The sequence below is a fragment of the Xanthobacter pseudotagetidis genome (assembly GCF_043194795.2).
Taxonomy (GTDB): Bacteria; Pseudomonadota; Alphaproteobacteria; order Rhizobiales; family Xanthobacteraceae; genus Xanthobacter; species Xanthobacter tagetidis_A.
The window spans coordinates 3,587,997-3,600,760 of record NZ_CM195534.1 but is presented as its reverse complement, the minus strand read 5'-3'; the positions used below and the strand labels follow the sequence as shown (position 1 = coordinate 3,600,760).

Sequence of the window (12,764 nt, the reverse complement as noted above, 5' to 3'; positions counted from 1 at the left end):
CCGCGGGAATCGGCGCCGGGCACGGGCGCCTGGTGGGGGCGCCTGGTGGGGGCGGGATGTTGCCGGGTCCGGTCCGGATCGAGGGTTTCGAGCATGAGTGACGTGCATGAGTGACGTGAGCGTGAGCCTGTCCAAGACCGAAGCCGCGGCGGGCGCGCCGCAGGCGGCGGGGGGGCTTGCCGGTCCGGCCGACTTCGTCGAGCTGCTGAAGCCGCGGGTGATGTCGCTCGTCATCTTCACCGCGCTGGTGGGGCTCGTGCGCGCGCCGGGCGAGATGCACCCGGTGCTCGCCTTCACCGCGCTCCTGTGCATCGCCGTCGGCGCCGGCGCCTCCGGCGCGCTGAACATGTGGTGGGACCGCGACATCGACGCGATCATGACGCGCACCGCGGGCCGTCCCATCCCCTCCGGCCGGGTCTCGGCCGAGGAGACGCTCGCCTTCGGCCTCACCCTCTCCGCCTTCTCCGTGGTGGTGCTGGGCCTGTTGGTGAACGAGCTTTCCGGCGCGCTGCTCGCCTTCACCATCTTCTTCTACGTCGTGATCTACAGCATGTGGCTGAAGCGCTCGACGCCGCAGAACATCGTCATCGGCGGCGCCGCCGGCGCGTTTCCGCCCTTGGTCGCCTGGGCCGCCGCGACCGGCACGGTGAGCCTGGAGCCGGTGCTGCTGTTCTCGATCATCTTCTTCTGGACGCCGCCGCATTTCTGGGCGCTCGCCCTCTACCGGGCCGACGACTATGCCCGTGCCGGCGTGCCCATGCTGCCGGTGACCGCCGGCCCGGACGAGACGCGCCGGCAGATCCTGCTCTACACGCTGTTCCTGGTGCCGCTCGCCATCAGCCCGGCGGTGCTCGGCTTCGCCGGCATCGTCTACGGCGTGGTGGCGGCCGCCTGCGGCGCCGTGCTCCTGCATCTCGCCGTGCGCGTCTACCGCCGCCGCGAGGGCGCCGCGGCGGTCTCGGCCGCCAAGGCCATGTTCGGCTTCTCGATCCTCTATCTGTTCCTGCTGTTCGCGACCCTGCTGGGCGAGGCGCTGGTGACGCGCCTGCTGCCGGCCTTCACGGGCTTCGGCGCGGCATGAGCAAGGACGAGGCGCCGCTTCCGCCGGAGCAGAAGGCGGGGGACGAGGAAGGTGTGGTTCTGACGCCGGAGCAGGTTCGGCGGCGGCGGGCGCGCAACGTCGCCATCGCCACCGTGCTGGGGTTCCTGGCGATCCTGTTCTACGTGGTGACGATCGTGAAGCTCGGTCCCAACGTGCTGAACCGCCCGCTCTGACGGGGGACGAGGGACCGGACGCCGCGGCGGACACGCCGGGGCGAGAGCACGGCAGGCGGGCCGGGGGCTGGAGAGAAGAGGCGGACGTGGACGCGCAGAAGGACCAGATCGCAGGCCGGACGACGGGGCGCGGGCTCGAGGGCCGGCATCGCCTGATCGCGGTCGCCTGCCTCGGCTTCATCGCCGCCATGGTGGGCGTCGCCTACGCGTCGGTGCCGCTCTACGCCATGTTCTGCTCGCTGACCGGCTTCGGCGGCGCCACCCGCGTCGCCTCCGGCGGGCCGGCGCCGACGCCGGTCGAGCGCAGCATGGAGATCCGCTTCGACGCCAACGTGGCGCCCGGCCTTCCCTGGGCCTTCCGCCCGGTCCAGCGCGCCATGAGCGTGAAGATCGGCGAGACCTCGCTTGCCCATTACGAGGCGGACAACAACGCGCCCGCCGAGACCCGCGCCAACGCCACCTACAACGTCACGCCGGCCCAGGCGGGCGCCTATTTCGTCAAGCTGCAGTGCTTCTGCTTCGAGGAGCAGGCGCTGTCCGCGGGCGAGCGGCTCGACATGCCGGTGGTGTTCTACATCGACCCGGCGATCCTGGACGATCCGGACCTCAAGGGCCTGAAGACCATCACGCTGTCCTACACCTTCTTCCCCTCCAAGGCGCCGGCGAAGCCGGTGGCGCGCGTCGAGGGGATCGGCGAGGCGAAGGGCGGCAAGCCGCTCTAGGGCGATCGACATCCGCCGCCGTCGCGCGGCAGCTTTAACGGGAGCCGCGCCTTCGGGCCGGCTCCGCTGAGATCGGGGAAGGGAGGCCGCCATGGCCGAGGCACACGTCAAGCATCACGACTACCATGTGGTGGACCCGAGCCCGTGGCCGATCATCGGCTCGGTGGCGGCCCTCATCGCCACGTCGGGCGGCGTGATCTGGATGCACGGCGGCACCAGCCTCATCGCCATCGTCGGCATCCTCGGCATCATGTACACCATGTTCGGCTGGTGGCGGGACGTGATCCGCGAGAGCCGCGCCGGCTTCCACACGCCGGTGGTGGTGCTGGGCCTGCGCTACGGCGTGATCCTGTTCATCGCCTCGGAGGTGATGTTCTTCGTCGCCTGGTTCTGGGCCTTCTTCGACGCCTCGCTGTTCGCGGGCGAGGCCATCAACTTCCAGCGCATGGAGTTCACCGGCGGCGTGTGGCCGCCCAAGGGCATCGAGGCCTTCGATCCCTGGCACCTGCCGCTGCTCAACACCCTGATCCTTCTGACCTCCGGCACCACCGTGACGTGGGCCCACCACGCCATCGTCCACGGCGATCGCCAGGGCCTGAAGTACGGCCTGTGGTGCACGGTGGCGCTGGGCTTCATCTTCTCGCTGCTGCAGGCCTACGAGTATTCGCACGCCCACTTTTCCTTCGCCGGCAACATCTATGGCGCCACCTTCTTCATGTCGACCGGCTTCCACGGCTTCCATGTGATCGTGGGCACCATCTTCCTCGCCGTGTGCCTGCTGCGCGCCTATGTGGGCGACTTCACCCCCAAGAAGCACTTCGGCTTCGAGGCCGCCGCCTGGTACTGGCACTTCGTGGACGTGGTGTGGCTGTTCCTGTTCACCTTCATCTATGTGTGGGCGACCGCGGGCACGGCGACGCACTGATGCGCATCCTCGCGCATGGCGGCGCGGCGGCAGCGCCGCGGGAAAGGCGGGCGTGATGGCAGGGCAACCCTATCGCGCGCCGGTCTCGCCGCTCGCCGCGGGCCTCGGCTGCCGCTGCCCCCGCTGCGGCCGCGGCAAGCTGTTCAAGGGCTTTCTCGACCTCGCGCCCAAGTGCGAGGCCTGCGACCTCGATTATTCCTTCGCCGATGCGGGGGACGGGCCGGCGGTGTTCGTCATCCTCATCGCCGGGACGATCGTGGTGGGGCTCGCGCTCTGGGTGGAGTTCGCCTACGAGCCGCCGCTCTGGGTCCATGTGCTGCTGTGGCTGCCGTTGATCCTGCTGGTCAGCATCGGCATGCTCAGGCCTCTGAAGGCCTTGATGGTGGCGCTGCAATACCGCAACAAGGCGGCCGAGGGCCGGCTCGACCGCGGAGCCGGCTCCTGAGGATGCCGGCCGGCGCGCCCGGCCGGCCGCGATCCGGAGCCTGACCGCCATGCGGCGCTCGCCCGTTCTTGCGTCCCTCGTCGCCTTGGCGGCCTTCGCCGTCCTGGTCGGCCTCGGGACCTGGCAGCTCGGCCGCCTGGCCTGGAAGCGCGACCTCCTCGCCACCATCGCTACGCGCGCCGCGGCGGCGCCGCAGCCGTTGCCGCCCGCCGCCGACTGGCCGCAGCTCGACCGCGCGCGCGACGAATACCGCCACGTGACGGTGCGCGGGACCTACGACCATGCCAAGGAGGCGCTGGTCTATGGCGTGGCGGGCGAGGATCTCGGCAAGCTGAAGGGCAGCCCGGGCTATTTCGTCATCACGCCGCTGGTGCGCGGCGACGGTCCGCCGGTGCTGGTCAATCGCGGCTTCGTGCCGCTGGAGCGGCGTGATGTCGCGACCCGGGCCGAGGGGCAGGTCGCGGGCGAGCAGCAGGTGACGGGCGCGCTCAGGTTTCCGGAGGAGACCAGCGCCTTCGTCCCGGCCAACGATCCGGCGCGCAACGCCTTCTACCGCCGCGACCCGCTGGAGATCGCCGCGGCCCGCGGCCTTGCGGGCGCGCCGGGCTTCTATGTGGAGCTGGACAAGGGGGCGGCCCCGGGCGGGCTGCCGGTGAGCCCCGGCGCCAAGGCGGACCTGCCGAACCGGCACCTGGAATATGCTCTCACCTGGTACGGCCTTGCCGCCACCCTGGCGGGCGTGGTCGCGGCCGTGGCATGGTCGCGCCGGCGTGGCGCGGCTCCGCCGAAAGGCTGAATGCGCCGGTCCCGTCCTTGCATCAGGATGCGCGGGGCGGCTGCGGGAGAGGGTGTCATGGCACGGACCGACGTGGTGGTTCTGGGGGCCGGTGCGGTCGGCGTGAGCGTGGCGCTGCACCTCAGGGCGCGCGGACTCTCGGTGGCCTTGCTCGATCGCGGCCCGCCGGGGGAGGGCACCTCGTTCGGCAATGCCGGCGTCATCGAGGGCAGCGCGCTGCTGCCGGTGGGATTCCCGCGCGACATTCCGGTGCTGCTGCGCCATGCGCTGAAGCTGTCGTCGGAGAGCAATTACCAGATCGCCAGCCTGCCGGGCTTCGCGCCCTGGCTCCTGTCCTACTTCGCCGCCTCCAGCCCGAAGGGCCTGGAGGCCACCGCGCGCGACCTGCGCCCGCTGCTCGACGTGGCGCGGGCCGAGCACCATGCCCTCGCCGGCCCGGCGGGCGCCATGGGGCTGCTCACGCCCACCGGCTGGGTGAAGCTCTACCGCACGGAACGGCAGTTCTCGAAGACCGCGGCCGAGCGGGCGCTCGCCGACGATCTCAAGGTGGCCTATTCGGTGCTCGACACCGAGGCCGCCTGCACGCTGGAGCCGGCGCTGCGGCCGGTGTTCGACGCCGCCATCCACTGGCACGATTGCGACAATTGCTCCGACCCCGGCGGCCTGGTGAAGGCCTATGCCGGCCTTCTGGAGCAGCGCGGCGGCCTGCTGATCCAGGGCGACGCGCGCACCCTGCGCCGCCAGGGCGGCGGCTGGCGGGTCGAGACCGCCTCGGGGCCGGTGGATGCGGACGAGGCGGTGGTCTGCCTCGGCCCCTGGTCGCTCGACGTGCTGCGCCCGCTCGGCCTGCCGCTGCCGCTGGCGCCGAAGCGCGGCTACCACGTGCATCTCGCGCCCGAGGGCGGCATGACGCTCGGCCGGGCGCTGGTGGATGTCGCCTATGGCTATGCGCTCCAGAACACGCGCTACGGCATCCGCCTGACCACGGGCGTCGAGTTCGCGGGGGTCGAATCGCGGTCGAGCCCGGTGCAGATCCATCGCGACGTGCCCCGTGCGCGCGAGCTGCTGCCGCTCGGCGCGGTGCGCGAGAGCGAGCCGTGGCTGGGCCGGCGGCCGGCGTTTCCGGATTCGAAGCCGGTGATCGGCCCGGCGCCGGGCATCGGTGGCTTGCACCTCGCCTTCGGCCACGGCCATTGGGGCCTGACGCTCGGCCCGGTCACCGGCCGCCTGCTGGCGGAGATGATGACCGGGGCGACGCCCTTCACCGACCCGGCGCCCTTCGCGCCCACCCGCTTCGGCGCGCGCGCCGCTCAGCGCACGTAATAGGCCTTCGGCCGCTCGCCCTCGGCGAAATAGCCGAACACCGCGGCCGCGGTCGCCGCCTGGAGCAGCAGGTTCGGGAACAGAGCGGCGAAGTCCATGGTGTCCACCGCCCCCTGCTGCAGCACCGAGCGGATGGAGAACTGGGCGTAGGCGGAGACCAGCACCCAGGCCACCATCAGCCACGGCACCGCCGTGAGCGCATGGCGCGAGCGCGCCACGGTCAACAGCACCATGGCGAGCGCCCATATGAACAGCACCGCCTGCGGCAGCAGCCCCAGGCGCAGCAGCTCCGCCGACAGGCCCGGCCCGCGCAGGCCGTCGAGCAGCAGCGAGGTCGCGGCCTCCACGCCCACATTGGCGATCACCGAGAAGATGAGCGCCAGCGGCACGGCGGTGATGCCGCAGGCGCACCAGAAGATCACCGCGAGGGCGCCGCCGAGGCGCCGCGCGCGGGGCTCCTGCGGGGCATGGCGCGCGGCGGGGGTGGGCAGGTGGGTCATGGGCGGGCTCCGGTGAGGTCAGGCGCCGGCGAGAGGGACGCCGAACAGGTCGCTCCAGGCGAACTGGGCATCGGGGAACGGCAGGCGTCGCGCCGCATGGACGCCGCGCGCCACGGCGCGGGCGAGCACCAGGCTCGCCACGGCGCCGATCACGGCGAGGTCGGCGAGCGGCGCCTCCAGCGGCCTGCGGCCGGTGGCGAGGGCGAACACGCAGTCGCCGTCGAGCGGCGTGTGGATGGGATAAAGCGACATGGCGAGCCCTGCCTGCGCCATCACCGCCAGCCGGTCGGCCTGGATCGGGTTCAGCACCGCGTCGGTGGCGACGACGGCGATGGTGGTGGCCATGCGGCTCGCCCGCGACTTGAGCGGCGGCGCCACCGCCTCGTCCGGAAAGTGCGCCGGCAGGCCGAGGCCGCCGAACTCGCGGTCCCGCTCGTAGGGCGCGGCGCGGAAGTGCGGCCCGGCGCCCACCAGCGGGCTGCCGACCGCGTTCACCGCCACCACAGCCCCCACCACGTGGCCAGTGGGTGTCACCGCCGAGGCGGAGCCGAGCCCGCCCTTCACCGTGGCGGTGGTGGCCCCCGTGCCGGCGCCGACGCTGCCGAGCGCGAACTCGATGTCCGCCGCGTCGAGGGCCTCGCGCCCGAGGCGGCGATAGGGCGGCTCCTCGCCCCACGCCTTGTCGCCGCCGTCGAGCAGGTCGAACAGCACCGCCGCCGGCACGATCGGCACCCGCGCCGGGCCGACCGCGAAGCCGCGCCCGCGCGCCGCCAGCCGCGCCGCCACCGCGCCGGCGGCATCGAGGCCGAAGGCGGAGCCGCCGGAGAGGGTGACGGCGTCCACCCGGTCCACGGTGGCGGACGAATCGAGCAGGTCGGTCTCGCGCGTGCCGGGACCGCCGCCGCGCACGTCCACCGCCGCGACCGCGGGCTCCTCGCACAGCACGACGGTGACGCCGGTGCCGGCAGATGGGTCGGTGGCGTTGCCCACGCGGATGCCGGGAACGTCGGTGATGAGATTGCGCACGCTCTTGCCTCCGCGTCCTTCATAGTGCGGGACGGGGCGCGAGGGAACGCGCGGCGGCCTCGGCGCGCGAAACGGGCAAGGACCGCTTTCCTCGCGCGCGCTCGGCCATTAGGGTCCGGCGCCAAAGCACGGGGAGGCTCGATATGGCTCGCACGAGGCCGAGGGTGGTGGAGACGGTGTCGCAGCTGCGCGGGGCGGTGCGCGGCTTCCGCGGCGAGGGCGCGAAGGTGGCGCTGGTGCCGACCATGGGCGCGCTCCATGCCGGGCACATCGCACTGGTGCGCAGGGCGCGCGAGATCGCCGGGCGCTCGGTGGTGTCGATCTTCGTGAACCCGACACAGTTCGGCCCGACCGAGGACTTCTCGCGCTATCCGCGCACCTTCGAGGCCGACCTCGACAAGCTCGCCGACGTGGGGGCCGACCTCGTCTATGCCCCGTCCGCGACCGAGATGTATCCGCAGGGCTTCGCCACCCGGATCGTGGTGGGCGGGCCGTCCGAGGGGCTGGAGACCGACTTCCGCCCGCACTTCTTCGGCGGCGTCGCCACCGTGGTGGCCAAGCTCTTCATCCACGCGACGCCCGACTATGCGCTGTTCGGCGAGAAGGACTACCAGCAGCTGAAGGTGGTCACCCGCCTCTCGCGCGACCTCGACCTCGGCGTCCAGGTGGTGGGCATGCCGACCATCCGCGAGGCGGACGGGCTCGCTCTGTCCTCCCGCAACGCCTATCTCTCCGCCGAGGAGCGCGCCACCGCGCCGGTGATCCACCACGCGCTCAACGGCGCCGCCGAGATGATCCGCGCCGGCGGCGATCCGAGCCTTGCCACCGCGCAGGCGAGCGAGCGCATCGCCGCCGCCGGGCTCAAGGTCGACTACGTGGCGGTGCGCAACGCCGAGACGCTGGCGCCGCTGGCGGCCTCCGGCGAGCCGGTGCGCCTGCTGGCGGCGGCTTGGCTCGGCACCACGCGCCTCATCGACAACATCCCGGTGTGAACGCCCCTCCCGCGCTCGGAGGCGGATGAGCGGCCGTCCCCGTGGCTGGGGGCGGCGCCGGCTCAGGCGCCGCGGGCGCGGAGAATGTCGAGCACCACGGACGCGGCGCGCTCGGTCGCCCGGCCGTCCGTGACGCCGCACTCGCTTTCGAGCCGTTGCTTGTCGAACGTGGGTTCGGCCCCGCCAAGGGCGGCCTGCAGCGCGGCTCCCCCCGTCTCCGGGTCACGCGCAATGGGGGCGCCGAGATCCTCGAACCAGAGCTGCTTATCGGCCTCGTCGGCGAGGCGGAAGCCCTCTGTCTCGACGGGCACGACGCAAATGCTGCGGCCCATGATCAATGCTTCAATCAGCCCGGTCGAATAATGACCGACGACGCAATTGAAATTGAACAGGACACGTTCAAGGGGCTTTTCGCTGGGATCGATCTCGTAGGGAATCTGCAAAGCGTCGAGCAAGGGACGCATCGTTTCCTTCTTCGCGCGGGGATGTATGCGCAGGGTGAGCTCGAATGGATCGAGCGCATACGCAGCGTTGAAAGCATCGGCCGTCAATTTTTGCACCGCGCGGCTGGCAGCTTCGGTCACCTTGCGATCGGCGGCAAAGGGCTGGCTGAGGAACAGTACTCTACGAGTTGTTGGGAGCGTTACATGGTCTAATGTGGCCAAATCGTCGAAACGAGGAGCACCGACAACATATATGGAGGATGGATCGGCCCCACCAGCTATCCACCGTCCTCGGTAGGATTCTGAAACACATAGGACCGCGGTGTGCCCGTTCAAGCCGTAAGGTTCGATTTTTGGGATAAATCCCAAGCGTGCCGCCCAAGTATTGGCATTGTGCCTAATCTTCGTCCAGTGATGAGTAGGATCGATATACTTGATGATACAAAATGGCCCTTCTTGGATAAAAATCGTCGGAATGCCCAGCTGTTTTGCAGCTTGAACGAAGGCATATTCAGTAAATAGGCGATCATTGCAAAGGAGAAGGGCTTTGATATCGTGTTCTTTAAGAAACTCTCTCGCGCGGTCAATCATCCTGTTCGCTGCCGCGACGCCGCCACTGACAATCAGATTGATTCTCGAATTTCGAGTCAGGGTCGAAAGGCCGAAGAAAGCCGGGTCGACGTGCGTGATTTTCAGGCTCTCATCCAATGCCACTCGACCCGGTAATCGAGAATGCATTGGCTGAATGTCAACATACAAGCAGTCAACGGACGGATCCATCAGGCGAGCAGCAGCATCAATGCGAGTCAATGTCGAGCCAGATGAACCTTTTGTCACAATTGCACACATATTCATCCGATTGTTCCTGAATTTGTATGTTACAATTACATGTTTTAGCGTGTTGTCTACGCCAGTTTCACTCAGAAACATGAAGCGGGCAGATTGGTTTTATTTTACAGGTGAATTCGGAATTGAAACTATTTTCTGAATAAACACGGCCGCGCGGCGGCTTGCCTTTCCGTCGACAAGGCCGCATTCGTCTTCTAGGCCTGATGCGAAAGAGGTTCGTGTTTCAGAGCGGATTACATCCAGGATCGTTCGGGCGCATTCATCCGAATCGTAGGCAACAGGTACTCCGATCGATTCAAACCACGCCTGCTTGTTGGCTTCTTCTTCATATAAGAATCCACTTTTTGGAACGGGAACTATTATCGTATTTTTTTCTTTTATTATCGATTCGAGCAAAGCTGTCGAATAATGGCCAATGACACAGTCGTATCGAGCGATCGACTTCTCGATCGCGGTCTTGTTGTCGTCAAATCCAAATGGGAAATCCAGGCGGGATGTCAGGGCTTGGGCCGTCTCCTCGCTCGCACGCGGATGCAGGCGGATATTAAACGTGAAGGGCTCAAGCGCATGGGCCTTGTTCAGTCCGCGAGCAAGCATTTCAAGCAGATCATCGCTTGCCCGCTGCGTTACGAACCGATCTGAAGCGAAAGGCTGGGATATCAGAACGATTCGGCGCTGCGCTGAACGGTCGGGCTCGGGCTCGGGCTCGATTGCCTCCCGCAATGCGTCGAAGCGCGGGACGCCCACGACATGTACTCGGCTCCCGTTCGCGCCGGCCCGGACCCAGATTTTTCGGTAGTGCTCTGAAGCGCACAGGACGCCAGCGTAGTCGGCCAATCCATAGGGGGCGATTGCAGGAACGATGCCAGCCGATTCAGCGAGACGGGTTGCATGCAGCCTCATCTTGGACGCGAAGCGCGTGGGCTTGTTGTCCTTGATGATCCGAAAGGGTCCCTCTTGAACGAAAATCGTTGGAATTCCCAATTGTTTGGCCGCATCTACAAAGGCCGCCTCGACGAATAGCTGATCATGGCAAAGCAAAATCGCCTGAGGGTTGACTTGAGATAAGATGTCGCGACAAGCGTGCATCATGCGAATGAAGGCAAGCCGTCCTCCATTCAGCATCATGTTCAATCGCGAGTTCCGGGTAAATGCGCGAAATTGCAGGGCGGACGGTGTAATATGCACCGTATCGTATCCGTCAACGTCAGGCATCTTTTGCGGGTTTCGTGCATGCAGAGGTTGAACGTCGATAAAGATGCTCTTGGAGCCGACATCGAGAAACTCAATTTGTTTTATGACGCTCAAAAGCGTGGATCTTGAAGAGCCTTGCGAAATTAGTGCGCAAATCCTCACGAATGCGGCTCCCGAATTAGACTTGCCTAGCGAATTGATACCACATTTCGTGGGTATCGTAGAATATATGAAGGCTGAGGCCGTCGGTCGATGCTCATTAAGCTGAAGCTGCGGCGCCTCGCGCCGGCGGGAGCCGAACCGAAGGGAAAGATCGATGGGACGGTGGCCGCAACTCAGCCGGCGGGATCTCCTTCTCGCTTCGCTCGGTATTCTGGCTGGTGTTCCGGCTGCGAGGGCTCAGCGGCCGGCGCAGGATTTCTTCTTTGCCGATCCGCACCGCGTTTTGCGGGATCGCCTTGCGGAACTCGGCAGCCTCAAGCGCAGGCCGGTGGTGGGGCCGGTCAATCTCTCCAGTCTTTACGAGGAGGCGGCCCGGCGGATGGCCAGCCCCCAAGCCGTGGATGTGCGCTCATTTGGCGCGGTGCTCGATGGGCAGGCCGATGACAGCGATGCGCTTCAGCGCGCGGTCGACTCCGGTGCGCCGGTGGTGCGTCTGCCGGCGCATGGCGTGCTGCGGCTGAGCCGAACCATCAGGATCCGCCAGCCGGTCTCCGTTCTGGGTGAAGAAGGCGGGGCCAAGATTCGGCCTGACAAAGAGGCGGGCATCGCATTTCTGGTCCAGGACGAGAGCGCGGCCGCTGACGAGTTCGTTCGCGGGCTTTGGTTCGATCGCCTGGACTTTTCCGTCGAGGCGCCAGCTTTTGGCGGTTCCGCGGTCACGGCGGTCAATGTGCGCGACCTCCGCTTCACCCGATGCAGGGTCCGGCGCATGTCTGGTTTGCGCGTCGGCCATGCACGGCAGCAGGTCTACCGGCGCAAGCAGCCGACACCCAGCGCCGACATCGACCCGGCGGTGGTCGCGGGATTTTCGCCCGACGCGCCGACCGACCTCAACGAAGATATCCTGTTCATCGACAACAATGTCGATGGCGAAGCCTATATGTTCCAGTCGCTGCGCGTCGATTTCGGACGGCGCATTGTCGCGGCGTACAACAAGGGGCGGTTCGCCAACATCAGCTGGTGGGGCGGAGGCGCCAGGTCGCTGGAGGGCGGGGGCGCGCAGTTTCTCCGTCGGGTGCAGGAATTCCTCATCGTCGGGAATGAAATGCATGGATCAAATGGGGCATTCTATGGCAACAATGGCGCAGATGTTCTTATCGAGGATAATTTCGCGCAAGATATAATTGATACATCTATAGATTTTGAAGGGTGTATCGATTGTGTCGCTCGGGGAAATATAGCCATTGACGCTGGAAATTTCTGCTATTCGACGTTTTATGCCGCCAAAAACATCCTGTTTGAGGACAATGTTGGTGTCCAGACCGGAAAGGGGGCGACGGTCGTCGAGCGCCTCGCCGCCAAGCCCATCGGCAAGCCGGGCGGGCGCTACCTGTTCGCCATGCGCAGCGCCGGCTTCTCCGGCGACGGAAAGGTCGAGATCACGTGCAGGAACAATCTCTTCGCCTATACCGGCAGTGACGGCCTCGGGGCCGTCCTGCCGAGCTACAGCTCGGCGTTGACGTTCATCGGCAATCAGTTCCTGAACACGCAGTGCAATCTCGACTATCGGCTGGCCGGCTCCGTGGTGATGGAGAAGAACCAGTTCCTCTTCGACCGTTCCACATCCGGCCCGCAGGCCCTCGTCGGTATCGGCGGATATCCGGGGCGCCGGGACTCGCGGATCGCCGACAACACCCTGGTCGTGGAGGCGCAGATGGCGCCCGGAACGGTCGCGATCAGCGCGTCGAAGATCGGGCCGGGCCTGACGGTCATCCGCAACAACGAGGTGCGCCAGCGCTCCGGATCGGCCGACCTCGCCATCGCGGTCAATGGCGTGCCCAACCGCTTCGGCGCGCCGACATTCGTGATCGCCGACAACCGGGTGCCGAAGATCGTGGACCTGTCGGCACCGGGCGGCGCCGAGATATCGGCGTCCGGAAACGAGGATGCGCAGGGCGGCGGCGTGACGGTCGGCAAGCCCTGATCCGCGAACGGCGCGGCGCGGTCCTGTCTCGGCCTCCGCCGTCAACGCCAGGCCAGCAACACCAGGGGCCTGCGGCGTACACGGTCCTGAGGCGCGGAGCAGGCGGGCGAGCCGGGCCGAGGCGCGCG

The 12,764-nt window shown here is 67.3% G+C and carries 13 protein-coding genes; 9 read left to right on the top strand and 4 right to left on the bottom strand.

The window, feature by feature from the left end; all coding sequences use genetic code 11:
- The first annotated feature begins 106 nt into the window (after positions 1–106).
- From V5F67_RS16480 to V5F67_RS16450, 7 genes are all read left to right on the top strand, one after another.
- On the top strand, positions 107–1,081 hold the full coding sequence (locus tag V5F67_RS16480; protein WP_394016722.1) for a heme o synthase: 975 nt from the start codon (positions 107–109) through the stop codon (positions 1,079–1,081).
- A complete protein-coding gene (locus tag V5F67_RS16475; protein WP_394016723.1) occupies positions 1,078–1,275 on the top strand; it encodes a cytochrome c oxidase system small membrane protein in 198 nt (65 codons plus the stop codon). The genes V5F67_RS16480 and V5F67_RS16475 overlap by 4 nt, the downstream gene beginning before the upstream one ends.
- Before the next feature lie 107 nt (positions 1,276–1,382).
- Positions 1,383–1,997, top strand: coding sequence for a cytochrome c oxidase assembly protein (locus V5F67_RS16470; protein ID WP_394017786.1), 615 nt, complete (start codon positions 1,383–1,385; stop codon positions 1,995–1,997).
- Between the two features lie 91 nt (positions 1,998–2,088).
- Positions 2,089–2,922 (top strand): cytochrome c oxidase subunit 3, encoded by an 834-nt coding sequence (locus V5F67_RS16465; RefSeq protein WP_394016724.1) that lies wholly within the window; start codon positions 2,089–2,091, stop codon positions 2,920–2,922.
- 55 nt (positions 2,923–2,977) lie between these two features.
- Positions 2,978–3,367, top strand: a complete 390-nt coding sequence (locus tag V5F67_RS16460) for a DUF983 domain-containing protein (protein WP_394016725.1) — start codon at positions 2,978–2,980, stop codon at positions 3,365–3,367.
- A gap of 49 nt (positions 3,368–3,416) precedes the next feature.
- The gene (locus V5F67_RS16455) at positions 3,417–4,163 is read left to right on the top strand and encodes an SURF1 family protein (protein ID WP_394016726.1); all 747 of its coding nucleotides are present in this window, start codon (positions 3,417–3,419) and stop codon (positions 4,161–4,163) included.
- Between the two features lie 57 nt (positions 4,164–4,220).
- Complete coding sequence (locus tag V5F67_RS16450; protein WP_394016727.1) at positions 4,221–5,486, top strand: NAD(P)/FAD-dependent oxidoreductase; 1,266 nt, start codon at positions 4,221–4,223, stop codon at positions 5,484–5,486.
- On the opposite strand, the gene V5F67_RS16445 is transcribed toward V5F67_RS16450, so the two are convergent.
- Both V5F67_RS16445 and V5F67_RS16440 read right to left on the bottom strand, forming a co-directional pair.
- Positions 5,474–5,986: a hypothetical protein gene (locus V5F67_RS16445; protein ID WP_394016728.1), complete on the bottom strand. Its 513-nt coding sequence runs from the start codon at positions 5,984–5,986 to the stop codon at positions 5,474–5,476. The two genes, V5F67_RS16450 and V5F67_RS16445, sit on opposite strands and share 13 nt — an antisense overlap.
- 18 nt (positions 5,987–6,004) lie before the next feature.
- The gene (locus tag V5F67_RS16440; RefSeq protein ID WP_394016729.1) at positions 6,005–7,012 is read right to left on the bottom strand and encodes a P1 family peptidase; all 1,008 of its coding nucleotides are present in this window, start codon (positions 7,010–7,012) and stop codon (positions 6,005–6,007) included.
- Positions 7,013–7,155: 143 nt separating this feature from the next.
- Here V5F67_RS16440 and panC point away from each other — a divergent pair, with 143 nt between their 5' ends.
- Entirely contained in the window at positions 7,156–8,004 is an 849-nt protein-coding gene (gene panC, locus V5F67_RS16435) for a pantoate--beta-alanine ligase (RefSeq protein WP_394016730.1), read from the top strand.
- 62 nt (positions 8,005–8,066) lie between these two features.
- On the opposite strand, the gene V5F67_RS16430 is transcribed toward panC, so the two are convergent.
- Both V5F67_RS16430 and V5F67_RS16425 read right to left on the bottom strand, forming a co-directional pair.
- Positions 8,067–9,302, bottom strand: coding sequence for a polysialyltransferase family glycosyltransferase (locus V5F67_RS16430; RefSeq protein ID WP_394016731.1), 1,236 nt, complete (start codon positions 9,300–9,302; stop codon positions 8,067–8,069).
- Between the two features lie 93 nt (positions 9,303–9,395).
- Entirely contained in the window at positions 9,396–10,604 is a 1,209-nt protein-coding gene (locus V5F67_RS16425) for a CDP-glycerol glycerophosphotransferase family protein (RefSeq protein WP_394016732.1), read from the bottom strand.
- Between the two features lie 202 nt (positions 10,605–10,806).
- On the opposite strand from V5F67_RS16425, the gene V5F67_RS16420 reads away from it, so the two are divergent.
- Entirely contained in the window at positions 10,807–12,636 is a 1,830-nt protein-coding gene (locus tag V5F67_RS16420; protein WP_394016733.1) for a right-handed parallel beta-helix repeat-containing protein, read from the top strand.
- The last annotated feature ends 128 nt before the right edge of the window (positions 12,637–12,764 follow it).